The organism is Maribacter aquimaris (assembly GCF_014596745.1).
Lineage (GTDB): Bacteria > Bacteroidota > Bacteroidia > Flavobacteriales > Flavobacteriaceae > Maribacter_A > Maribacter_A aquimaris.
The window spans coordinates 182,755-205,701 of the sequence record NZ_JABTCF010000009.1; the positions used below are offsets into that span (position 1 = coordinate 182,755).

General features: G+C 40.4%; 21 protein-coding genes. 4 read left to right on the forward strand and 17 right to left on the reverse strand.

The features are described from left to right. Positions 1-125 precede the first annotated feature (125 nt). The gene (locus HPE56_RS14440) at positions 126-2,582 is read left to right on the forward strand and encodes a M14 family metallopeptidase (protein ID WP_188244463.1); all 2,457 of its coding nucleotides are present in this window, start codon (positions 126-128) and stop codon (positions 2,580-2,582) included. 1 nt (position 2,583) lies between these two features. On the opposite strand, the gene HPE56_RS14445 is transcribed toward HPE56_RS14440, so the two are convergent. Together HPE56_RS14445 and rimO are read right to left on the reverse strand one after the other, a co-directional pair. After that, positions 2,584-3,906, reverse strand: a complete 1,323-nt coding sequence (locus tag HPE56_RS14445; protein WP_188244464.1) for a GntP family permease — start codon at positions 3,904-3,906, stop codon at positions 2,584-2,586. A 94-nt stretch (positions 3,907-4,000) separates the two neighbouring features. Further along, positions 4,001-5,323, reverse strand: coding sequence for a 30S ribosomal protein S12 methylthiotransferase RimO (gene rimO, locus HPE56_RS14450; protein ID WP_188244465.1), 1,323 nt, complete (start codon positions 5,321-5,323; stop codon positions 4,001-4,003). Positions 5,324-5,447: 124 nt separating this feature from the next. Between rimO and HPE56_RS14455 the strand changes: the two genes are divergently transcribed. Further along, entirely contained in the window at positions 5,448-6,545 is a 1,098-nt protein-coding gene (locus HPE56_RS14455) for a serine hydrolase domain-containing protein (RefSeq protein ID WP_188244466.1), read from the forward strand. Positions 6,546-6,740: 195 nt separating this feature from the next. On the opposite strand, the gene ftsY is transcribed toward HPE56_RS14455, so the two are convergent. From ftsY to recR, 11 genes are all read right to left on the reverse strand, one after another. After that, the gene (ftsY, locus tag HPE56_RS14460; RefSeq protein ID WP_188244467.1) at positions 6,741-7,697 is read right to left on the reverse strand and encodes a signal recognition particle-docking protein FtsY; all 957 of its coding nucleotides are present in this window, start codon (positions 7,695-7,697) and stop codon (positions 6,741-6,743) included. A gap of 88 nt (positions 7,698-7,785) precedes the next feature. Continuing rightward, a complete protein-coding gene (locus HPE56_RS14465; RefSeq protein WP_109649724.1) occupies positions 7,786-7,938 on the reverse strand; it encodes a DUF4295 domain-containing protein in 153 nt (50 codons plus the stop codon). Between the two features lie 46 nt (positions 7,939-7,984). Next, positions 7,985-8,167 (reverse strand): 50S ribosomal protein L33, encoded by a 183-nt coding sequence (gene rpmG, locus HPE56_RS14470; protein ID WP_188244468.1) that lies wholly within the window; start codon positions 8,165-8,167, stop codon positions 7,985-7,987. A gap of 20 nt (positions 8,168-8,187) precedes the next feature. Further along, positions 8,188-8,424: a 50S ribosomal protein L28 gene (rpmB, locus tag HPE56_RS14475; protein ID WP_109649722.1), complete on the reverse strand. Its 237-nt coding sequence runs from the start codon at positions 8,422-8,424 to the stop codon at positions 8,188-8,190. Between the two features lie 70 nt (positions 8,425-8,494). After that, positions 8,495-9,742 carry a competence/damage-inducible protein A gene (locus HPE56_RS14480; protein ID WP_188244469.1) on the reverse strand — a complete coding sequence of 416 codons (1,248 nt, stop codon included), beginning with the start codon at positions 9,740-9,742 and terminating at the stop codon, positions 8,495-8,497. Then, on the reverse strand, positions 9,742-10,080 hold the full coding sequence (locus HPE56_RS14485; RefSeq protein WP_188244470.1) for an Hpt domain-containing protein: 339 nt from the start codon (positions 10,078-10,080) through the stop codon (positions 9,742-9,744). Before HPE56_RS14485 ends, HPE56_RS14480 begins: the two co-directional genes overlap by 1 nt. Continuing rightward, positions 10,080-10,691 (reverse strand): fumarylacetoacetate hydrolase family protein, encoded by a 612-nt coding sequence (locus tag HPE56_RS14490; protein WP_188244471.1) that lies wholly within the window; start codon positions 10,689-10,691, stop codon positions 10,080-10,082. The genes HPE56_RS14485 and HPE56_RS14490 overlap by 1 nt, the downstream gene beginning before the upstream one ends. Before the next feature lie 7 nt (positions 10,692-10,698). Beyond that, positions 10,699-11,613 (reverse strand): carboxypeptidase-like regulatory domain-containing protein, encoded by a 915-nt coding sequence (locus tag HPE56_RS14495; RefSeq protein WP_188244472.1) that lies wholly within the window; start codon positions 11,611-11,613, stop codon positions 10,699-10,701. Next, positions 11,614-12,390, reverse strand: a complete 777-nt coding sequence (locus tag HPE56_RS14500) for a 3'-5' exonuclease (protein ID WP_188244473.1) — start codon at positions 12,388-12,390, stop codon at positions 11,614-11,616. A gap of 242 nt (positions 12,391-12,632) precedes the next feature. After that, positions 12,633-13,982: a dihydrolipoamide acetyltransferase family protein gene (locus HPE56_RS14505; protein ID WP_188244474.1), complete on the reverse strand. Its 1,350-nt coding sequence runs from the start codon at positions 13,980-13,982 to the stop codon at positions 12,633-12,635. Positions 13,983-14,064: 82 nt separating this feature from the next. Then, entirely contained in the window at positions 14,065-14,685 is a 621-nt protein-coding gene (recR, locus tag HPE56_RS14510; protein WP_188244475.1) for a recombination mediator RecR, read from the reverse strand. 58 nt (positions 14,686-14,743) lie between these two features. On the opposite strand from recR, the gene HPE56_RS14515 reads away from it, so the two are divergent. Continuing rightward, positions 14,744-16,201, forward strand: a complete 1,458-nt coding sequence (locus HPE56_RS14515) for a sodium:solute symporter (RefSeq protein ID WP_188244476.1) — start codon at positions 14,744-14,746, stop codon at positions 16,199-16,201. 163 nt (positions 16,202-16,364) lie between these two features. Here the strand turns inward: HPE56_RS14515 and HPE56_RS14520 are convergent, their stop codons facing one another. From HPE56_RS14520 to HPE56_RS14535, 4 genes are all read right to left on the reverse strand, one after another. Then, positions 16,365-16,724 carry a CoA-binding protein gene (locus HPE56_RS14520; RefSeq protein ID WP_188244477.1) on the reverse strand — a complete coding sequence of 120 codons (360 nt, stop codon included), beginning with the start codon at positions 16,722-16,724 and terminating at the stop codon, positions 16,365-16,367. An 859-nt stretch (positions 16,725-17,583) separates the two neighbouring features. After that, positions 17,584-18,591 (reverse strand): 3-oxoacyl-ACP synthase III family protein, encoded by a 1,008-nt coding sequence (locus HPE56_RS14525; RefSeq protein WP_188244478.1) that lies wholly within the window; start codon positions 18,589-18,591, stop codon positions 17,584-17,586. 121 nt (positions 18,592-18,712) lie between these two features. Beyond that, positions 18,713-20,023, reverse strand: coding sequence for an ABC1 kinase family protein (locus tag HPE56_RS14530; protein WP_188244479.1), 1,311 nt, complete (start codon positions 20,021-20,023; stop codon positions 18,713-18,715). 25 nt (positions 20,024-20,048) lie between these two features. Continuing rightward, positions 20,049-20,708, reverse strand: coding sequence for a TetR family transcriptional regulator C-terminal domain-containing protein (locus tag HPE56_RS14535; protein ID WP_188244480.1), 660 nt, complete (start codon positions 20,706-20,708; stop codon positions 20,049-20,051). A 326-nt stretch (positions 20,709-21,034) separates the two neighbouring features. Between HPE56_RS14535 and htpG the strand changes: the two genes are divergently transcribed. Beyond that, on the forward strand, positions 21,035-22,921 hold the full coding sequence (gene htpG, locus HPE56_RS14540; RefSeq protein WP_188244481.1) for a molecular chaperone HtpG: 1,887 nt from the start codon (positions 21,035-21,037) through the stop codon (positions 22,919-22,921). Positions 22,922-22,947 lie beyond the last annotated feature (26 nt).

Sequence of the window (22,947 nt, forward strand, 5' to 3'; positions counted from 1 at the left end):
TCTTGTTCCTAAAAATACGTTAATTACCGCAACCCTTAATCTATAAAAGCGGGTCGATTACAGAAAGTTAACGCTATCTATTGTTTTAATTGTTAAATTGAACCATCGCAAACCCAAATCCAAATATGAGGCAACTTTCACTTCTTCTCTTAATTATCTTTACCTGCAGCCTATCGGCCCAGCATTTAAAATCACCTTCCGAATTTTTGGGATATGAACTAGGTACGCAATTTACCAGGCACCATGAGGTTGTCGATTATTATCAATATCTGGCAGATAATGCCCCAGACCGTGTACAACTGCTGGAATATGGCAAAACCAATGAGCGAAGACCGTTGCTTTTGGCCATTGTTACTTCAGTAGAAAACATGGATAATCTGGAAAATATTCGTGAAGTGCATTTAAAAAGCACCACGGGCGAAGGCACTACTATTGACAAGGCCATTGTTTGGTTGAGTTATAATGTCCATGGCAATGAAAGTGCAAGTACTGAAGCTTCGATGCAAACCATCTTTGAATTATTAACCCATAAAAGTGCCTATTTAGAGCATACCGTTGTACTTATAGACCCTTGTATCAATCCTGATGGACGTGATCGTTATGTAAACTGGTACAACCAATATAAGAACACCCCTAACAACATAGACCCCAATAGTAAGGAACATCATGAGGGCTGGTGGAATGGACGAAGCAACCACTATATGTTCGATTTAAATAGGGATTGGGCCTGGCTTACCCAGATTGAAAGTCAAAATCGATTAAAGGTCTACAACAAATGGCTGCCCCATGTTCATGTTGATTTTCACGAACAGGGAATAAATAGTCCCTATTATTTTGCCCCAGCCGCAGAACCTTACCACGAAGTCATCACTCCGTTTCAAAAGGAATTCCAGACCACGATCGGAAAAAACCATGCCAAGTATTTTGATGCCAATGGCTGGTTTTATTTTACAAAGGAAGTGTTTGATTTGCTTTACCCCAGCTACGGGGACACCTACCCTATGTACAATGGCGGCATTGGCATGACCTATGAACAAGGAGGAAGCGGTAGGGCCGGTTTAGGTATCATAACCCAGATCGGGGATACGCTTACTTTGAAGGACAGGGTCGCCCACCATATAACCACAGGTTTATCCACAGTGGAAGTTGCCGGTAAAAACGCCAAAAAATTGAATGAGGAATTCAAAAAGTTCTATACCTACAAGGATTACACCTACAAAAGTTATGTATTGAACGGAAATGCCGATAACATTGAAGCGCTGACAGAACTATTGGATAAGCACGAAATTGAATATGGGCAAGGCAAGGCGGCGACCCTAAAAGGCTTTAGGTATGGAACCGGAAAAACGGGTAGCATGAAAATAGACCACAATAGTTTGGTTATTTCCACTGACCAGCCGAAAAGCACCTTGGTAAAGGTACTCCTTGAGCCGACTACAAAACTAAGTGATTCGGTCACCTATGATATCACGGCTTGGTCCCTGCCATATGCCTACGGACTAAAGGCATTGGCTTCCCAAAGTTTAGTCCCCAAAGCCCCTTACACAAGAAAAAAGATACCCAAGCAAACCTTGGACAAAAAGGCCTATGCCTACCTAACGGAGTGGCATAGTTTTAAAGATGCCCGGTTCTTGGCTGAATTATTGGAAAACAAGATAAAGGTCCGACATTCCTATAAACCCTTTTCCCTGGAAGGAAAGTCATATGACAGAGGGAGTTTGATCATTGCCAAGGGGGACAATAAAAACCATCCTTTGTTTTTGGAGTCATTGGGTAAAATCGCCGATAAACACAAAATATCATTGACCGCAGTATCCACCGGTTTTGTGGAATCTGGCAAAGATTTTGGATCGCATTACGTTCAAATGACGAAAAAACCAAAAATCGCAATACTCTCAGGGAAACCCACCTCAACCCTTCAGTTTGGTGAGATCTGGCACTATTTTGAACAGCAACTCCACTATCCGATTACCGTTATTGATTCGGATTATTTGGGTCGCGTTGACCTACCCGAATACGATATTCTTATACTGCCCAATGGCCGTGGGTATAAAAATTACCTGGACGAGTACAAAATGGCCGACATAGAAAATTGGATATCCAACGGTGGTAAACTGATTGCCATGGGAGGGGCAATAAAAGGGCTCCTTGGGGAAAATGGTTTTAACATCAAAGCCAAGGAAATCCCACAGGACTCATCCATAAACCTGCAGGTCTTTGACGAAACCGAACGGGAATCCATCAAAAAAAATATAACCGGGGCCATCTTCAAAACAAAGGTTGACAACACCCATCCTTTGGCCTTTGGGTATACCGACACCTACTTCACCTTAAAAAACGGGTCAGACGCCTATGCCTACTTAACAAACGGTTCGGTGGTCTATCTTGAAGAAAATAAAAATACGCCCGTTGCAGGTTTTGCAGGAAGCCTAGCACAACAAAAAATAGCAAACACCTTGGTGTTCGGCGTTGAACCCCATGGATCTGGACAGGTTATTTATATGGTAGACAACCCGTTGTTCAGAGGATTTTGGGAAAACGGAAAGCTCTTTTTCGCAAACGCCCTTTTTATGGTCGACTGAATCAATTGACAAAAACCGAAATGAGATAAATAACGCAAATTGCCGAAACGCCGAGAACCAATGTACCCAAGGTCAAGGTTTTATTCCCTTGTTTCACATCCATGCCTGTCAATTGGGTAAATACCCAAAAGAAACTATCATTGGCATGTGAAACTACTAAAGAACCTGCCCCTATGGCCAAAACGGTCATTGTGGTCATCATGGTACTATCCAAGCCCAAAGCAGGCATTATCGGAGCTATGATCGATGCTGTTGTTATCAACGCCACCGTTGAGGAGCCTTGGGTGGTCTTTAAGCAAGCAGCCAATAAGAAAGGTAAAAACAGCCCGATACTCAAATCGGAGAAATTCTCGGTTATCAATTCGGCAATACCCGAGCTTTGCAACATTTTACCAAAAACACCCCCTGCTCCCGTTATCAATATTATTGGGGCCGCGGACTTCAAAGCCTCTCCAAACCATCCTGTCGCCGAGTAGACCCTCTCATCGAGTTTCTTTGGCAGCATCAAGGAAAGTGCCACCCCCAACAACAAAGCGATAACAGGGGTGCCTAAAAAGGATATGGGCGGATACAGGACGTTGGACGTCAAATGGGCATCAGGATAATCGAAAACCGATTTTAAAACGATTAAAAATATAGGAACCAGGATTGACAACAATGAAATCCACAGTTTGGGTCGGTATCCTTTTTCCTTGACATTTTCCAAAAAAATAGGAATCTTCGTTTTGGAGGCTATCTTGGTCGCAAAAAAATAACTCGGCACCAAGGCAATTGAACTGACGATGATACCCCATAGGATAACATTGCCCAAATCGGCCTTTAATATTCCAGCAGCTGCAATAGGTCCGGGAGTCGGCGGCACCATTACATGGGTAGCAAAAAGACCCAAACCCAGAGCAACGGATGTACCTGCATATGATTTTTTAGCTCTTTGGGATAGGGCTTTGTTCAATGAATTCATCATAATAAAGGCACTATCCGCAAAAACGGGAATCGACATTAAATACCCGGTAAGCAACATCGCCAAATGAATGGATTTCTCGCCAATGACATGGATCATTTTCTCTGCAATCACCATTGCACCACCGGATTTTTCCAATACCGTTCCTATGACAACCCCGAAAAATATAATGAGTCCAATTTTACCCATTAGTCCCCCAAAACCTTCATTGATGGCATTCAAAATGTCGGGGACCCCCATTCCTGTGATGAATCCATAACCAATAGCTGCAATAAACAGCACAAAAAAGGGATGGATTTTCCAGCGTACAATTCCCAAAACAATGAACGCCAAAGAAAGGATCAAAGCGAAAACATACAACATACTACGGTTGGGTGTTGATTATTAGCCCCTAAAATAAGGATTAAATCACGCACACCCTAAGCCGTTGATAATTTAAAAGTAAAGGAAGATAAACTTATTTTTGGGCCCCTACCAACTCTTCAGGTTCCCCGTAAAGGTCAAAATCGGCAGCATCGGTAATTTTTATCAATGCAAATTCCCCCTGCTTCAAATAGAATTTAGCGGCATCAATCAGCACCTCATTATCCACATCCGGCGAATCGAACTCGGTTCTACCCACAAAATAATTACCCTCTTTACGATCGATGATACATCGAAACGTTTTTCCTATTTTCCCCTGATTCAACTCCCAAGAGATTTGGGATTGGATTTCCATGATTTCATTGGCTCGTTCCTGCTTTACCTCTTCAGGAACATCATCAACTAAATTATAGGCATGGGTATTTTCCTCATGGCTATAGGTAAAACAACCCAAACGTTCAAAACGCATTGCTGTGACCCACGATTTCAATGTTTGGAAATCTTCCTCAGTTTCTCCAGGATAGCCTACGATCAAGGTTGTTCTAATCGCCATATTTGGGACATACTTCCTGAAATCCGCTATAAGTTTTGTGGTTTTCTTTTGGGTCGTACCACGTCGCATACTTTTTAAAAGTCGATCGGAAATATGCTGTAAGGGTATATCCAAATAATTGCAAATCTTAGGCTCGTTGTTCATGACATCCAACACATCCATCGGAAAACCAGTTGGAAAAGCATAATGCAGACGAATCCATTCAATACCCTCCACTTTTACCAATTCTTGCAGTAGCTCTGCCAGATTTCGTTTTTTATAGAGGTCCAACCCATAATAGGTAAGGTCCTGGGCAATCAATATCAATTCCTTCACCCCTTTGGCCGCCAATTTTTGGGATTCGGTAACCAATGCTTCAATAGGCGTACTCTTGTGCTTTCCACGCATTAAAGGAATGGCACAAAAGGAACAAGGTCTATCGCACCCTTCGGCAATTTTCAAATACGCATAATTCTTTGGGGTGGTGGTCATTCTTTCCCCTATCAATTCATGCTTATAATCCGCCTCTAAGGCCTTTAACAGACTAGGCAACTCACTAGTTCCGAAATAGGCATCCACATCAGGGATTTCCTTTTGAAGGTCGGGCTTATAGCGCTCACTCAAACAACCGGTTACAAATACCTTATCAACCTCACCCGCCTCTTTCTTTTCAACATATTCCAAAATGGTATTTACACTTTCCTCCTTGGCATTGTCAATAAATCCACAGGTATTGATGACCACGATATTCCCCTCTTCCTCATGAACCACATCCTTATCGTTGGCCCGTAATTGTCCCATGAGTACTTCTGAATCGTAGACATTCTTAGAGCAACCTAAGGTTACTACGTTGATTTTGTTTTTCTTAAGTGATTTTGTTCGCATAACTTTCTAATGGGGTGCAAAAGTACAACTTGACATAGGAACTATTGTGATTAAACACGAATTCTTAACTTTTTTCGTTAAACCTTATATCCATTTAATTATCAAAACAAAAATTGGACGTAACATGAAACCCTTAGTATTCACATTTCTTTCCTTCTTTTTTCTCCTTGTTATTGGTTGCAGCAGCGATTCGGACAATGATGTGAATGAACCCCCCGCACCCACTGGAATGTATTTTCCATCCTTACAGGGCGACGTTTGGGAAACGGTGACTACAGCCCAATTAAATTGGAAAACCGAAAATGAACAGGATTTGACCAATTACCTCGAAGCAACCAACACCAAAGGTTTTATCATTCTTAAAAACGGAAGGATTGTTATGGAAAAATACTTCAATGGCCATAACCAAGATACGGAATGGACCTGGTATTCAGTAGCTAAAAGCCTGACAGCAACCTTTGTGGGTATCGCGCAAGATGAGGGACTATTGGATATCAACAACAAAACGTCGGATTATCTAGGTGAGGACTGGAGCAAATTAAGTATTGAAAAACAGGAATTGATAACTGTGAGGCATCACTTAACCATGACAACAGGACTCATTCCGCATTTAGGCGATTATGTACCATGGGTTTGTAATTTGCCAATCTGTCTTGATTATACTGCTGATGCCGGCACTAGCTGGGCGTACCACCAAGGGGCTTTTATGCTGCTACAGGACATGATTACAGAAAGCACTGGTGTTACATTCCAAGAATATTGCAAGACCAGGGTTACGGATAAAATTGGAATGGAAGGCCAATGGACAAGTAATTTAGGACTGAATATCTACAATAGTAATACGCGAAGTATGGCCAGATTTGGACTTTTAATGCTGAATGAGGGCATTTGGGACGGCACCACTATTGTCAGTAAATCCTATTTTGATGAGATGACCAACACCTCACAGGACATTAATAAATCTTACGGTTATCTATGGTGGTTAAATGGCAAGGAATCTTATGTCGGCACCACCTCCACGACCGTCAACTCAGGCCCTTTGGTCCCTAACGCCCCAGATGATATGTTTGCCGCCCTAGGTGCCAATGACCAGAAAATTTATGTTGTTCCCAGTAAAGATTTAGTAATCGTTCGTTGTGGGGATAGTGCCGGGGAAATGCAGTTGGGACCCTCTAGTTTTGACAATGCCTTATGGGAAAAGATCAATGCAGTGATAAACTAGGACTAAATCGTATTCAAAGGTTTTCTATAAGGCACAAGGAAAATGGTCTACTTAGCTTCCAAATGCATTCCCTAAAGGCCGGATTGGATTACAGGAATCACATCCCGAAGATTCGCAATCCCGAACGATTTGCTTGGACCCTCCATTCTATCGGAGCCTATCAGCGGCGGACAATCGAGGGCACCCCTTTAATCCTTAGATATTAAAAAAAGAATCTACAAACTCGTATTTATTGAACACCTGAAGATCTTCAATACCTTCACCCACCCCAATGTATTTGACAGGAATCTGGAATTGATCGGAAATACCGATTACCACTCCCCCTTTGGCTGTTCCGTCCAATTTGGTAACCGCCAAGGAGGTAACCTCAGTCGCCTTTGTGAATTGTTTCGCCTGTTCAAAGGCATTCTGACCGGTTGAACCGTCCAACACCAACAAAACATCATGTGGAGTATCCTTGACCACCTTTTGCATGACACGTTTTACCTTGGTAAGTTCATTCATTAGGTTCACTTTATTGTGCAATCGACCGGCAGTATCGATAATCACAACATCGGCATCCTGTGTCACAGCTGAACTCAAGGTATCGAAAGCCACGGAAGCGGGGTCACTACCCATCTTTTGTTTCACAATAGGCACATCTACCCGATCCGCCCAAACCTGCAATTGATCGATGGCTGCAGCCCTAAAGGTATCGGCCGCACCCAACACTACTTTGAGTCCTTGTTTTTTAAATTGATAGGCCAATTTACCAATGGTAGTGGTCTTACCCACACCATTAACACCTACCACCATAATCACATACGGTCTTTTATCCTTGGGTATACTATATTCGGTTTCCTCACCCACATGGGTCTCTGAAAGCAAACCGGCGATTTCTTCCCGCAGGATTTTATTCAACTCATCAGTACCCATATACTTATCCTTCGCTACGCGTGCCTCGATACGATCAATGATTTTCAATGTGGTATCAACACCAACATCCGAAGAAACCAAGACCTCTTCGAGATTGTCCAATACATCATCATCGACCTTGGACTTTCCGGCAACGGCCTTGCTCAATTTTGAAAAAAAAGTTGTTTTGGTTTTCTCCAATCCTTTATCCAAGGACTCTTTTTTCTGCGAGGAAAATATCTTTTTAAATAAACTCATAATACCTGAACAATTTTCGCCAAAGATATAAAATAAAAAAGCTCCTTTCTTTCAAAAGGAGCTTTTACAAATTGATTGAATCAATTCCCTATTTTTTTGCAAACCATTCGTTGACAACTTCTGGCGCCATAACGGACTCTTGAAATGTGTAAGCCCCACTTTTTGGAGACCTAACCATCTTTATTGCCTTGGTTAATCTTTTTGAACTTGTTTGTAAACTTGCTACCGTCTTCTTTGCCATGACCTTATGGTTTATTTGACACTTCCACTAACGTGGTAATGTCTTATTACTTAATTTCTTTATGAACAGTCATTTTCTTAAGGATTGGATTAAATTTCTTTATTTCCATCCTTTCAGGAGTGTTCTTTTTGTTTTTCGTGGTAATATACCTAGAAGTCCCTGGTTGTCCAGAATTTTTATGCTCTGTACATTCCAATATAACTTGAACCCTATTTCCTTTTTTTGCCATTGTAATCTATCTTTTTAGGATTATTTTACGAACCCTTGTGCTTTAGCTTCTTTTAAAACAGCAGAAATTCCTTTCTTGTTAATGCTTTTCAACGCTTTGGCAGAAACCTTTAGCGTAACCCAACGATCTTCCTCAGGAATATAAAAGCGCTTTTTAGAAAGATTCACATTAAATCTTCTTCTTGTCTTATTGATAGAAAACGACACGTTGTTTCCAAACATCGCCCTCTTTCCCGTAATTTCACAAACTTTTGACATTGAGCCTAATTTTTCATTTTAAACAGGCTGCAAATTTATATCATTTTTATGTGATGGACAAAATTCTTGTTCAGATTTTTGCAATTTCTTTTTGAAGCAACTCAAAAGCCTTGTTTACAGCCTTTTGGACAATCCTTTCGCGTTGATTTCCAAACACGAATTTATCAACAATCACCTCTTTTGGCGTGGCAATCGCAATATACACCGTTCCAATCTCTGCATCCGAATCCCCTTTTGTTGGTCCTGCATTTCCTGTGGTAGCCACCGAAAAATCGGTTTTCAATAAGGATTTTACATTCAAGGCCATTGCTTTTGCCACCTCTGCACTGACCACCGAATACGCTTCGATCAATGCTTTTGGCACCTGAAGTACATTGATTTTAGTTTCAGTTGCATAACTTACAACCGTCCCTTTATAATAAGCCGAAGCACCGGATAAAGCCGTAATACGTTCCGCTATTTTTCCGCCGGTACAACTTTCGGCCGTAGCCAAGGTCATTTTTTTAGCCGTGAACAATTTTGCTACCAATTCCTCCAAGGTTTCCTCATCTTCGGTACCGAAGATTATATCACCGATCAACAGTTGCAACTTTTTGATTTGATCCTCTACGGCGTTTACCAAAGTTTGCCTGTCTTCCCCTTTCGCACTTAAACGCAACCTGACTTTCCCTAAATTGGGCAAATAGGCCAACTTGATAAAAGAAGGAAGGTTATCTTCCCAATCTTCGATTTTCTCAGCTAAGGCACTTTCGCCCATACCATAAGTAACCAGTGTCCTATGAAGGATATAAGGTCTATTGAAATCCTTGATTATCTTCGGTATCACCTTTTCGATCATGAGTCGCTTCATCTCAAAGGGTACACCCGGAAGTGACACAAATGCAACTCCGTCAGATTGCATCCACATACCGGGGGCGGTGCCATTGGCATTATGCAACACGGTCGCTTTCGAAGGCACCAAGGCCTGTTGTCGATTGATTTCTGTGATGGGCTTTGACGTGAAGCTGGCGAACAATTCCTTTACCTGCCGAAGAACAGCATCGTTTTGAACCAGTGTATCATTGAAAAACTCACAAAAAGTATTTTTGGTAATATCATCCTTGGTGGGTCCCAACCCTCCTGTGACAATTACGATTTGCGCCCTTGCCTTGGCTTCGGCCAGCGCATTTAGAATATGCTCCCTATTATCCTGTACAGAGGTAATCTGATAAACCGATACCCCTATTTTATTGAGCTCCTTGGCAATAAACGCAGAATTTGTATCAACAATCTGACCGATAAGGATCTCATCTCCGATGGTGATGATTTCAGCAAACATTACAGACCAAAATCGTTTTTCAACTCGGAAACCACTTGATGGATATCCTTTTTCAACAAAGGAAACACCTCCCGTATTTCAATAATATTCGCAGCGTTTTTTCCCAAGGTTTCTATTTGAAGTGCAACAGCCCGTGTTTGTTCCATTCCCAAAAGATCTACATTGGGCTTTATTTTATGGGCCAATTGATACACCTGTTGATGGTCTTGCTCCTCTAAGGCTGTCTCTAACCCTTCAAGATCTTGGGGTACTTCTTCCAGAAAGACTGATATCACAGAATTGATGAAATCCTCATCACCTTCAGCCATTTCATTTAATTTATCAAGATTGTATATCATTATTTTATTTTTAAAGAAAAAAGTTCTTGTCCTTCCAACTTGCCCGAAAGGTAATCATTTGCAGCTATTTGACCAACACCGGCAGGTGTACCCGTAAATAAAACATCACCCTTTTTCAAAGTAAAGAAGGTAGACACATAGGCAATGAGCTCATCGATCTTCCAAAGCATCAAGTTGGTATTACCGTTTTGCACAACTTGTCCGTTCTGCTCCAACGTAAAACCCAAGTCGTTCAAATCCTTGAAATCACCTTTCGGCAACCACGTACCAATAACCGCTGAACCATCGAAACCTTTGGCCTTTTCCCATGGCAACCCTTTTTGTTTTAATTGGGATTGAAGGTCCCTTGCGGTAAAATCGATACCCAACCCGACCTCATCATAATATTTATGGGCAAATTTCGCATCGATATGCTTACCAACCTTACATATCTTGACCAAGACCTCCACCTCATAATGCACATTATCTGTGAAATCGGGAATATAGAAATCCTGCTCTTTGGGCAAAACAGCCGAATCCGGTTTTATAAAAATCACTGGATCCTTTGGACGCTCATTCGCCAATTCCTCGATATGGGCAGCATAATTCCTTCCTATGCAAACAATCTTCATTTCAATCTTATTCTTTAATTAATTTTACACTTATAGCCGGAATCAGGTTTTGCGTATTATCCTTTGACTTCACCTTAAAATCGGTCCATTCCCCCATACCATATACCATGGCCTTGAAATTCTGGTTCTTATTATAGACGGCACCAAAGGTAGGGGCAAATCGATCTTCCTCTATTTTCTTTTTTGTAATGGGATGCTCAACGGTGTTCCTATACCAATTGTACGGTACGAACAACCATTCCACCCCGACATATATTCCTGATTTCGGAATTTTCAGATTGAGGGACCTCAGGTCTATGGAAACAAAATCCTCTTCAACATTCGACTCCAGCACCATACTTTTTCTCAGAATATCCCTTCCGGGTTTTTTGGTCTCCAGATCAACATCATAGACCCGCAACCGAAATTTAGCAGTAGGTCTCTTGAATCGATTATTCTTTTGAAAGAAGACGGTCACCTTTTCCAAATATTTTTGTTGCGCCCCAATATTCGGAAAATAAAGCGCCAAAACCCAAGGGGTGGAAGAAGATGAGAAACCACTGGTAAGACTATAACTACTGATTGGATTGAGAACATCGGAATTACCCATTGAATGGGATACCACTACCTCGTCCAACTCATAGGATTCCGCTACCATCCCAAAGCGCTTGACCTTGAAAATGTTCTTGGCCAATACAATGGTATCTTTGTAACCTAATGAAGAAATATGCACTTGTTTCTCTAAAAAGGACGTGGGCAAATCTATAAAAAAATGCCCTTTTTCATCTGTAGAGGTCCCCTTCAATGTGTTTAAGAAACTTAGGTTCACAAAAGGAATGGGCTCTTTGGTTTTGTTATCAAAAACATGACCTTCAAAAAGAACTTCCTGACCCCTTGAACTTAAGGCAAACAGAAGAAAAATCAGAAAAACAGTGAATTTCATTTAATTCAACTTATTGTTCAATCTACTCAATTTGATTTGCATCAGAACTTTTTTAGTGTACAACGGAAAATCGGCATTCAATATCCATCCAAAATAACCAGGTTCCTTATCCAAGACCTCTAAAACCTTTTTTCCCTTATGCTTACCAAAGGCGAACACTTCCTCATCTTCCTCATCCAATGCGATGAACCCTGCAAAATCCACCGTTTTTTTATGGGTCGAGAATTCGGCCAATTTTTTGACATTATTCTCTAGCTCGGGGTATCTATCCAACTGGGACAACAGCACTTCATAAGTAGCCAAAGTATCGGCCTCCGCACTATGTGCATCGGTCAAATCCTTTTCACAATAAAACTTATAGGCAGCCTCCAAGGTCCTTTTTTCCATTTTATGGAAGATGGTCTGTACATCCACTGAGACCATGTTCTTCATATCAAAATCAACCTCAGCCCTAAGCATTTCCTCTGCCAGCAAGGGTATATCGAAACGATTGGAATTAAAACCACCCAAGTCACAATCCTTGATTATATTGTAAACCTCCTTGGACAATTCCTTAAAAGTAGGTTCGTTGGCCACTTTTTCATTTGAAATTCCGTGGATTGCAACAACCTCTTCAGGGATTTCCATTTCAGGATTCACCAACCAGGTCTTGCTTTCCTTATTACCATTGGGATATACTTTTAAAATGGATATCTCTACGATCCGATCATGGGCTACATTGGTTCCTGTGGTCTCCAGATCAAAAAAGCAAATCGGTCTTGTCAATTTTAACTCCATACTTCATAAAATTTAAACAAAGATAAGTCTTAGAAAACTTTAACCGAATGAATATACCACTTAATTACACCCTGTTTTGGAAGTGGAATTGGTACTCCGGAAAAAGAATACAACCGACGACCATGTATTGACTATGGGGAGTGCCAACACAAATCCATAAGAATGGGCACACTGATTTTATCCATAGGAAACACCTATGATACCATTCCTATTTATCGGCTAAATTTCAACAATATGCAATCCTAAATCTCACGATTTACATCCCAAGCCTCAAGATAGTCGGCTACCGCCTTAGCGAACATACTGCCCAAAGCCCCATTTACTACCCTGTGATCATAACTGTGTGACAAATACATTTTACTACGGACCCCGATAAAATCACCTTCACTGGTTTCGATGACCGCAGGAATTTTTCGAATAGCGCCCAAAGCGAGTATACCTACTTGGGGTTGATTAATAATAGGCGTGCCAAAGACACTGCCAAAAGTACCTACATTGGTAACGGTATATGTGCCCCCCTGCACTTCATCGGGTTTTAATTGATTCTTCCTTGAGCGATCCGCAAGGTCATTGACCACTTTGGTCATACCCACAAGGTTCAACTGATCGGCATTCTTAATAACCGGAACAATAAGATTGCCATCGGGCAAGGCTGCGGCCATACCGATATTGATGTTTTTCTTCTTGATTACCGATTCCCCTTCCACAGAGATATTCATCATTGGATATTTCTTAAGGGCCTTGGCTACCGCCTCCATAAAAATCGGGGTAAACGTCAATTTTTCCCCTTCCGATGCATAAAAGGCATCCTTGATTTTATTTCTCCAATTAACGATATTGGTAACATCGACCTCAATAAAACTCTGTACATGGGCAGAAGTAGAAACACTCTCTATCATATGCTTGGCAATAAGTTTACCCATACGGGACATTTCCATGACCTCTTCCCCACTTGCTGCAGCAACCTGCACCGGCGCCTGTTTTTCAACCTTAGGCTCGGGAATACTTTGGACGACCTGTGGCTGTGGTTTTTCCACCTTAGGCGTCAAGGGTTCAGTAACAGGGGAATTTCTGGAATCCACAAATGCCAAAATATCACTTTTGGTAACCCTTCCTTCCATACCAGTACCTTCTATGGTATCCAATTCGGATAAAGAAATACCTTCCTGTTTTGCTATATTCTTAACCAAAGGGGAATAAAACCGGTCTGAAGAACCCTGCCCCAGCTTAGTACTGGCCGCTGTAACCTTAGCACTCTCAACAGTTTGGGCGATATCCTCAACAACTTTTGAAGGGACCTCAACTGCCTCTTCCTCTACATTACCGGAGTCACTGGAGTCATCCATATCCCCTTCAATCTCTATTATCGCAACAGTTTCCCCTACTTTAACGATATCGTCCACATTGAACAATCTTTCAACCAATACGCCATCAACCTCACTTGGTACCTCAGAATCTACCTTGTCCGTGGCTATTTCAAAAACGGCTTCATCCATTTCTATTGTATCACCTACTTCCTTTAACCAAGATGTCAATGTTGCCTCCGCAACACTCTCTCCCATACGTGGTAATTTCAATTCAAATTTTGACATATTGTTAGTTTACGCTCTGTTTTAGATAGATTATTTGCAAAATAAACAAAAAATAAAGCAAATTGCTCCATTAATTACATTGCTAATTTGTTTTCAACGAATTCTCAAAAGGAATTCTATTTAAAATACTACGTCCTAAGGTAACTTCATCGGCATACTCCAGTTCATCACCTACAGAAATACCGCGGGCAATGGTCGATGTTTTAACCTGCAACCCTTCTAGCTGTTTATAAATATAGAAATTGGTCGTATCCCCTTCCATTGTTGAACTCAAGGCAAATATCAACTCCTTTATCCTTCCCTCCTTTGCCTTATTGACCAATGATGTAATGGTCAACTCTTGGGGACCAACACCTTCCATAGGGGAAATTTTCCCTCCCAATACATGATAACGTCCATTGAATTGCCCCGTATTTTCAATAGCCATGACATCCCTGATATCCTCTACAACGCAGACCAGACTTTCATCACGTTTTGGATTGGCGCATATTTCACAGATTTCAACATCGGAAATATTATGACATTGCGAACAAAACTTGACCGAATTCCTAAGATCCTCCAATGCTGAGGCCAAACGCATGGTTTGACCATTGGGTTGTTTCAAAAGATGGAGAACCAATCTCAATGCGGTCCGCTTTCCAATACCTGGTAATTGTGACATTTCATGTACAGCGTTCTCCAAAAGTTTTGACGAAAAATCCATAACAACAAAATTACACACTATTTTTGCTTTTTGTATTTTTCGCTAGAAATTAATTTAAATGACTGCTACCCATATTTTACTTCTGATCGGAGCCTATTTCATTGTGCTCTTACTGATTTCCCATTTTACGGGAAAAAATGATTCCAATGTAGATTTTTTTAAGGCAGGCAAACAATCGCCTTGGTATTTGGTGGCCTTCGGCATGATCGGGGCATCACTTTCGGGCGTCACCTTTATTTCGGTACCGGGTTGGGTAGAAGCCTCCGAATTCAGTTATATGCAAGTCGTCTTTGGGTATTCATTGGGGTATTTGGTCGTGGCCTATGTTCTATTACCCATCTATTACAAACAAAATGTCACCTCAATTTATGAATACCTTGATAATCGTTTTGGTTTTGTAAGTTATAAAGTAGGCGCCATATCATTTTTTATTTCACGTGTTTTAGGGGCGGCCTTTAGGTTGTTTTTAGTGGCCATTGTTTTACAGCAATTTGTTTTCGATACATGGAATGTTCCTTTTGAACTTACCGTAACCCTTTCTGTGCTACTCATCTGGATATACACCTTCCGGGGAGGCATAAAAACGATTGTTTGGACCGACACCTTACAAACCTTGTTTATGTTGGTCTCCGTTGGATTGTCCATCTATTTTATCCTACAACAACTGAATTGGGATTTTATGGATTTTCTAGCCTCCGCGGAGCTCGAAAAATATAGTAAAACTTTATTCCTTAATGATTTCATGGACAAGAACCATTTTGTGAAATCATTTTTAGGCGGCATGTTCATAACCATTTGCATGACAGGGTTAGATCAGGATATGATGCAGAAAAACCTGACTTGTAAAACTTTGAAGGATTCACAAAAGAACATGGTAAGCTTTAGTTTGGTGTTGGTGGTGGTTACTTTTATTTTTATGTTATTAGGAGCTTTATTGTTCATTTATGCGGACAAATTCCAAATTGCCATTCCCATGATGGATGGCAAAGCCAAACCCGACCTTTTATTCCCTGAAATTGCCCTAAACAGTGGTCTTGGAATGATTGTGGGCATTACTTTCATACTTGGTCTTATTGCCGCCGCCTATAGTAGTGCCGATAGTGCATTGACCTCTTTGACCACCTCTTTTTGTGTTGACTTTCTGGGTATCGGCAAAAAACCGGAAAACCATCAGAAAAGAATACGGAAAACCACGCATATCGGGATGAGCCTATTATTGATTCTTGTGGTCATCGCCTTTAAGCATATCCTGGACACCAATGTCATAGACGGATTGTTACAGGTCGCCTCATATACCTATGGCCCCTTATTGGGATTATTCACATTTGGTATTATCACCAAATATCAAATCAAGGATAAGTACGTATGGATCGTGGCTCTGGTGTCCGTATCGATTTGCTACGTTTTAGGAAAACTACCCCCTGAAAATTTAAGTGGTTATGTTTTTGGATACGAATTACTGCCCTTAAACGGACTCATTACTTTTGTCGGATTGTTATTGATTCGGAAGAAATAAATGAAACACTCGATTGCCCCGAAAAAAGGCACGAGCTATCGATCAACTGTTGTATAATTTCATATCACCCGAATTATTTTCTCCTTTTTTTTGAAAACAAAAGATTTATTTTCAACGATTCCAACAATTAAAGGGAAGGTAACAACCAGACCTTATTGACCCCTCAATACTGATCGGTTGCCAAAAGAACCAAGGTACAAGCCTCGACAACCTCAATCTTGTTTTTCCTAAGCAATACATAGAACTCAGGGTTTTCAGTGCCTGGATTAAAAATCACCCTTGATGGTTGTAGGGCAATGATTTCATTATAATAGGCTTTTTGCCTTTTTGGATTTAAATATAAAGTAATCGTGTGTATATTTTGGATATCATTTAAATTGGTATTAATTTGCACCTCGTGAATTACTCCTACTTGTAATCCGAATGCCTTGGTGGCGATATCCTTGTCTACCAGACGCTTTACCGCAATGTTGCTGTAACGATCTGGTTTTAAAGAAGCCCCAATAACAAGTGTGTCTTTCATATGTTAAAAGTGTTTAGTACTGTAACTTTTTGGACAAAAGTACGTCTAATCAACAATACAATTCCATACTGTAAGAAATATAAGGTCGTTGATGAAGCTATATGTTTATAGTTAATGGTTAGTGTTTAGTATAGCATATCAGCGAAAGGAACCCTGGCGGAAACGTCAGGGTTTTGTATTTATACCCACCAAATACGAATCAACAAAAAAACGAATCAAGAACAATTGTTGTGTTTATGCAAAGATTGTAGTCAATCTGTAAAGGAAAATTGCTGTATTTTTCAAGCCCTTGAACGGGGTTCTAAAGAAGGAACGGCCTATTTTTGATTTCGTTTTAAATCAAGTGGTTTCCGCATTGGTCGAGGGAAGCCGTCCATAGAGCATTTCACCTTAGTGAAAGCGGCCTGGACGGTGTGGCTGCGGAAAGTACGTGGATTTAAAGAAATTCAAAATCAGCCTAGCGTTTTTTGTTTCTTTTTTGGGCAATGCAAAAAAGAACAGAACACGAACTTCGGGATAGTTTATGCTATCTTTTTCTAATTCACACCCAACTTTTGGGATTGATCCAAAAAAACTTAAGTTACCAGGTGAATTTCAATATCATTTTATTCGACCTGTTTATAAAAGAAAGTTAAAGTTGGGATTAACCGTAACAATCACAATTCTTTTACGTCTAATGTATATAGAACACCTTATGCAGGGGCATCTAGAAGATTTTGTTTTTCAAAAGCACTTGTTTCAGAAAAAATTGGTCAATACTTATTGGGATGATGGTTGGTTGGTTCCAAGAATGATTGGCCAAGAAAAAACCCTGACGAATTTCGTCAGGGTTTTATATTTCAACAGAAGATTGAAATTTCTACCATCTTATGATAACACTACCCCAAGTAAAACCACTACCAAAGGCTGCAAGCACCACTAAATCACCTTCTTTTACCTTCCCTTGCTCCCATGCTTCAGTTAGGGCAATGGGTATCGATGCCGCAGTGGTATTACCATACTTCATGATGTTATTAAAAATTTGATCATCACTCAATTTGAACTTCCTTTGAACAAATTGGGAAATCCTTAAATTAGCCTGGTGTGGTATGAATAAATCAATATCCTCCTGTGTAAGGCCATTAGCCTTCAACCCTTCCATAATAACCTCACTGAAACGCACCACGGCATTTTTAAATACGAATTGCCCATTCATATAGGGATAATACGAGATATCCTCTGGATCGTTTTCCTTAATTATATCGGTAATCCATCTTTTGCCCATTCCCGGCGCAACCAATGAAAGTTCATCGGCATGTTCCCCTTCAGAGTGTAAATGGGTTGAAAGTATTCCTTTTGTATTGTCCTCTTCCCTCGAAAGAACCACAGCTCCGGCACCATCACCAAAAATAACGGTTACTCCCCTACCACGTGTGCTAAAATCAAGACCGGTCGAATGGACTTCCGAACCAATGACCAAGACATTTTTATACATTCCTGTTTTTATAAACTGATCTGCTACGGAAAGTGCATATACAAAACCCGAACATTGGTTTCTCACATCCAAAGCCCCCACAGTCTTTATTCCTAGTTCCCGTTGAACCATAACTCCCGGTCCAGGAAAATAATAATCAGGACTAAGGGTTGCAAAAACGATAAAATCAATTTCATCTTTATCAATACCCGCTCTTTCTATGGCAATTTTAGCCGCTTTGACCCCCAACGTTAACGTAGTATCCTCTCCTTTAATAACATGTCTACGTTCCTTTATCCCGGTTCGCTCCTGGATCCATTCATCATTGGTATCCATCACTTTAGCCAAATCATCATTGGTTACAACATTTTCAGGCACGAAATACCCAAGGCCCGTAATCTTAGAATTATACATTTTGAAATCTGTTTTAGTTTGTACAATAGACCTAGACCATCTATTGGCCTGCAAGGTAGTGATTGCTCGTCTTTAAATCAAAACATTAAAGTACTCCTAAGTAACAAAAAAAAAGTATTACCTACCCTAAATACGTCCTAAAATTATTTACCTGCACTGTGGCCTTTAAATCATGAAGTAGGTTATAAAGACCAAAAAATGTACGGTTCATGTATAGAAAATGTTTGGAACCCCGATTCCCGTTCATTTTACGAATTTGCGGATCAGTGGAGTACCGCTGACTTAAGTCCGCTATCCTTGACCAAAATGCATCTGCCCCAAAATCAAATTCCTTTTCATGGAAAGGCGACGTGAACAATGACAGCATTTCCTTAAAAAGCTCTTTGAAAAAATCGAATTCCTCGGGAGTATCGGTCGATGTCAATATTTCCAACTCATAAAGCTTCTGGGTAAAAACGGCGTCGTTGGAAATATTCTCTTTTTTGGACAACTCAAAATAAGGCACATAAAACTCATCCGGGATAGCCTTGATACAGCCAAAATCGATGGCAATAAGGGTCTCCCTATCACTAATCAGGAAGTTACCAGGATGGGGATCGGCATGTACTTTCCGTAGTCCATGAATTTGATACATATAAAAATCCCATAAGGTCTGTCCTAGTTTATCACCTTGTTCCTTTGTGAAACCAGTCTTGGTAAACTCGCTTAAATGTTGCCCATGCATCCAATCCATGGTGATAATACGATCACTGGAAAGGTCTTTATAATACTTTGGAAATTCCAGATTGGGTATAATGGCACAAGATTCGGTTATCGCTATACTTTGTCGCAATTCGAGTATATAATCGGTTTCCTCAACCAATTTATTCTCGACCTCCTTAAAATATTTATCAGAATCCTTTCCCTGCATATTGAACATACGGATGGCTATGGGTTTCACCAAGGCCAAATCACTGCTAATACTCTCTGCCACCCCGGGATATTGGATTTTCACCGCTAATTCCTTCCCATCCTTTGTCGCTTTGTGAACTTGGCCTATACTCGCCGCATTTACAGAGTTTCGCTCAAAAGTATCAAAAAGTTCCTCGGGATATTTACCCAAATACTTCTTAAAGGTTTTGCGAACCAATGGGGCTGAAAGTGGGGGTACTGAAAACTGGGAAAGTGAAAATTTTTCCACATAGGCCTTTGGCAAAAGGTTCTTCTCCATACTCAACATCTGGGCCACCTTCAAGGCACTGCCTTTGAGACTCTTTAATCCGTCGTAAATATCCTCGGCATTGTCTTCATTCAGCTCATCCTTTGTATGTTCAGGGTTGACTAATTTCTTGCCATAATACTTCGCATAGTTACCACCGATCTTAACCCCGGTCTTCACCAATTTACCTGCCCGCTCTATCTTTCCTGTGGGAATCTTATCAAGTGTTTTCAATATGCTATCGGCTTATTATTACTAATTAAACAAAGGTTTCCTTGTATAGGAATTTCCCGAAATCAATGATGTTTTCCAATGGTGTATTATCAAAAACATCGAAAATGGTATTCACAGACTTTTCTATGGCCATGTCCGTTTTCTCAAACCCTTTGGATTCATCGTCCTTCCAGAATTTAAGTAAAAACAAAAATTGGAACCACACCCCTTCCGAGAACAACTTGGGGTTGAACTTTGTCACTTTCAATGTTTTATTGGAATTGTCATCCTCTATCAAAACGGTTGCAAAATTCTTAATATGTTTTCGCAGCCCTTTTAACTGTTCTAAATTCTTTAAAGGATTTTTCTCCTGCTGCAATGCAAGCAATACATAACTACGGTTTAAGGTCAATAACTCAAAAAAGGAATAAAAGAAGGTGAGCATTTTATCCTTATTCGTAAAATCGTCGAATTCCTTGTTCTTCCGCAATAAATCTTCGGTATTCTCGAAGAAAACGTTCCAAATTCGTTTCGGAATGGATTCAAGTGAACCGAATATCCCATAAAAATCCGCTTCTGAAATCGAATTTAACTTACAGAATTTATATACGGATTTAGGTCTGGACTCGTGCTCCAACACATGATCCATATACATTGTTATTAAATCATTCTCCGTTAATTTCTTGGTTTTGGCTTTAGCTCCCATGGATCGATTTTTTTTATTTGTGGAAATGGATTAGGTTTTCAGGTTAAAACCTTTTGGAAAAACGTGCTTTCCCAAGAAAGCACGTCTCCAACCACCTAACCATTTAAATATAATGCAATTGGATTAAATTGACTTTTTCATAGCAAGTCCTTTCCCAATCACTACAAAGATAACACTTGTTTAATCATTAATCGTTTTTGTTAAACAAAAATTATTGTTAAAGTTTCTCTTGCCCCATTTAGTTGTCAAACTATGTCAGTTTGTCACTGTTGGGCATTATGGTATTTTATTTGACAGTGCACTACTGTAATTTTAAATGAAAAAAAATGGCAACAGGCAAAATCAATGTTTCAGTAGACAACATATTTCCTTTAATAAAGAAGTTTTTATACAGTGATCATGAGATATTCCTTCGTGAACTAATTTCAAATGCCACTGATGCGACCCTTAAATTAAAACACCTTTCCTCCATTGGGGAGGCTAAGGTCGAATACGGGAATCCCCTCATTGAGATCAAGGTTGACAAAGAAGGTAAAAAGCTTCATATTATTGACCAAGGACTCGGGATGACCGAAGAGGAAATCAAGAAATACATCAATGAGGTTGCCTTTTCCGGTGCAGAGGAGTTTTTGGATAAATATAAGGATGCCGGTAAGGATGCAGGTATCATAGGACATTTTGGACTTGGTTTTTACTCCGCTTTTATGGTGGCCGACAAGGTAGAGATCATCACCAAGAGTTTTAAGGATGAACCTGCTGTTCATTGGTCATGTGACGGATCCCCTGAATTTTCAATTGAAAAGAGTGAAAAAGAAGATCGGGGAACCGAGATTGTACTTCACATTGCCGATGATTCAACTGAATTTTTGGAAGAGGGAAGAATTACCGAGCTATTGACCAAGTACAATAAATTCATGCCTATTCCGATTAAATTCGGAACAAAGACAGAAACCCTTCCAAAACCGGAAGGCGCCAAGGAAGAAGATCCCGCCCCAACCCAGGAGGTCGATAACATCATCAACAACCCTACTCCGGCATGGACCAAACAACCCGCCGATTTAAAGGATGAGGATTATAATAGTTTCTATAGGGAGCTTTATCCCATGCAATTCGAGGAACCTTTGTTCCACATCCACTTAAATGTGGATTATCCGTTCAATCTTACGGGAATCCTATACTTTCCAAAATTGACGAATGACCTGAGTGTACAAAGGGACAAGATACAGCTGTATCAAAACCAAGTCTTCGTTACCGATAACGTCGAGGGCATTGTGCCTGAGTTCCTAACCATGTTACGTGGTGTCATTGATTCTCCGGATATTCCTTTGAATGTATCACGTTCCTATTTACAGGCCGATGGTGCGGTTAAGAAAATATCATCGTATATCACCCGTAAAGTAGCCGATAAACTAAGTTCGCTCTTTAAAAACAATCGGGAAGAATTCGAGTCGAAATGGAATGACATTAAAATCGTTATTGAATACGGGATGCTTTCCGAAGAGAAATTTTTTGAAAAAGCTGACAAATTTGCCCTTTTCCCTACGGTTGATGGTAAGTTCTACACTTTTGACGAAATGAAGGAGGCCCTTAAGGACAAACAAACCGATAAGGATGATAAATTGGTTGTGCTATACGCCTCTGATAAGGAAGCGCAACACAGTTATATTGAAGCTGCAAAAAACAAAGGTTATGAAGTGCTGTTGATGGACTCCCCAATAATTTCGCACTTGATGCAAAAATTGGAAACCTCAAAAGAGAACATTTCCTTTGCCCGTGTTGATGCCGACCATTTGGACAATTTGATCAAAAAGGACGAGGCCCAGATTTCCAAACTTTCCGACGAAGAGAAAGAGAGTCTTAAAACCAAATTGGAAGAGGTTATTACCGACAAAGGTTACACCATTCAATTGGAAGCCATGGACAGTGATTCCGCACCCTTTATAATTACGGAACCAGAGTTTATGCGAAGAATGAAGGAAATGCAACAAAGCGGTGGAGGCGGTATGTTCGGAATGGGTAATATGCCGGAGATGTACAATCTGATCGTCAATACCAATAACGAACTTGTCGGTGAGATTCTAAATACCAAAACCGCGAAAAAACGTGAACGTTTGATCAACCAATCACTGGACTTGGCAAGACTATCCAAAGGATTGCTTAAAGGTGAGGAATTGACCAATTTTATAAAGAGGAGTTACGATATGGTCAAATAGTTTGGCTACATTTGGCCAAACCCAGT

Excerpts from the sequence above, each read along its gene's own strand:
- HPE56_RS14515 (WP_188244476.1), top strand. The coding sequence starts at position 14,744 with ATGACTGCTACCCATATTTTACTTCTGATCGGAGCCTATTTCATTGTG.
- rpmG (WP_188244468.1), bottom strand. The coding sequence starts at position 8,167 with ATGGCAAAAAAAGGAAATAGGGTTCAAGTTATATTGGAATGTACAGAG.
- htpG (WP_188244481.1), top strand. The coding sequence starts at position 21,035 with ATGGCAACAGGCAAAATCAATGTTTCAGTAGACAACATATTTCCTTTA.
- HPE56_RS14455 (WP_188244466.1), top strand. The coding sequence starts at position 5,448 with ATGAAACCCTTAGTATTCACATTTCTTTCCTTCTTTTTTCTCCTTGTT.
- rimO (WP_188244465.1), bottom strand. The coding sequence starts at position 5,323 with ATGCGAACAAAATCACTTAAGAAAAACAAAATCAACGTAGTAACCTTA.
- HPE56_RS14490 (WP_188244471.1), bottom strand. The coding sequence starts at position 10,691 with ATGAAGATTGTTTGCATAGGAAGGAATTATGCTGCCCATATCGAGGAA.
- rpmB (WP_109649722.1), bottom strand. The coding sequence starts at position 8,424 with ATGTCAAAAGTTTGTGAAATTACGGGAAAGAGGGCGATGTTTGGAAAC.
- HPE56_RS14535 (WP_188244480.1), bottom strand. The coding sequence starts at position 20,708 with ATGGGAGCTAAAGCCAAAACCAAGAAATTAACGGAGAATGATTTAATA.
- HPE56_RS14440 (WP_188244463.1), top strand. The coding sequence starts at position 126 with ATGAGGCAACTTTCACTTCTTCTCTTAATTATCTTTACCTGCAGCCTA.
- HPE56_RS14480 (WP_188244469.1), bottom strand. The coding sequence starts at position 9,742 with ATGTTTGCTGAAATCATCACCATCGGAGATGAGATCCTTATCGGTCAG.
- HPE56_RS14520 (WP_188244477.1), bottom strand. The coding sequence starts at position 16,724 with ATGAAAGACACACTTGTTATTGGGGCTTCTTTAAAACCAGATCGTTAC.
- ftsY (WP_188244467.1), bottom strand. The coding sequence starts at position 7,697 with ATGAGTTTATTTAAAAAGATATTTTCCTCGCAGAAAAAAGAGTCCTTG.
- HPE56_RS14485 (WP_188244470.1), bottom strand. The coding sequence starts at position 10,080 with ATGATATACAATCTTGATAAATTAAATGAAATGGCTGAAGGTGATGAG.
- recR (WP_188244475.1), bottom strand. The coding sequence starts at position 14,685 with ATGGATTTTTCGTCAAAACTTTTGGAGAACGCTGTACATGAAATGTCA.
- HPE56_RS14495 (WP_188244472.1), bottom strand. The coding sequence starts at position 11,613 with ATGAAATTCACTGTTTTTCTGATTTTTCTTCTGTTTGCCTTAAGTTCA.
- HPE56_RS14465 (WP_109649724.1), bottom strand. The coding sequence starts at position 7,938 with ATGGCAAAGAAGACGGTAGCAAGTTTACAAACAAGTTCAAAAAGATTA.
- HPE56_RS14525 (WP_188244478.1), bottom strand. The coding sequence starts at position 18,591 with ATGTATAATTCTAAGATTACGGGCCTTGGGTATTTCGTGCCTGAAAAT.
- HPE56_RS14500 (WP_188244473.1), bottom strand. The coding sequence starts at position 12,390 with ATGGAGTTAAAATTGACAAGACCGATTTGCTTTTTTGATCTGGAGACC.
- HPE56_RS14505 (WP_188244474.1), bottom strand. The coding sequence starts at position 13,982 with ATGTCAAAATTTGAATTGAAATTACCACGTATGGGAGAGAGTGTTGCG.
- HPE56_RS14445 (WP_188244464.1), bottom strand. The coding sequence starts at position 3,906 with ATGTTGTATGTTTTCGCTTTGATCCTTTCTTTGGCGTTCATTGTTTTG.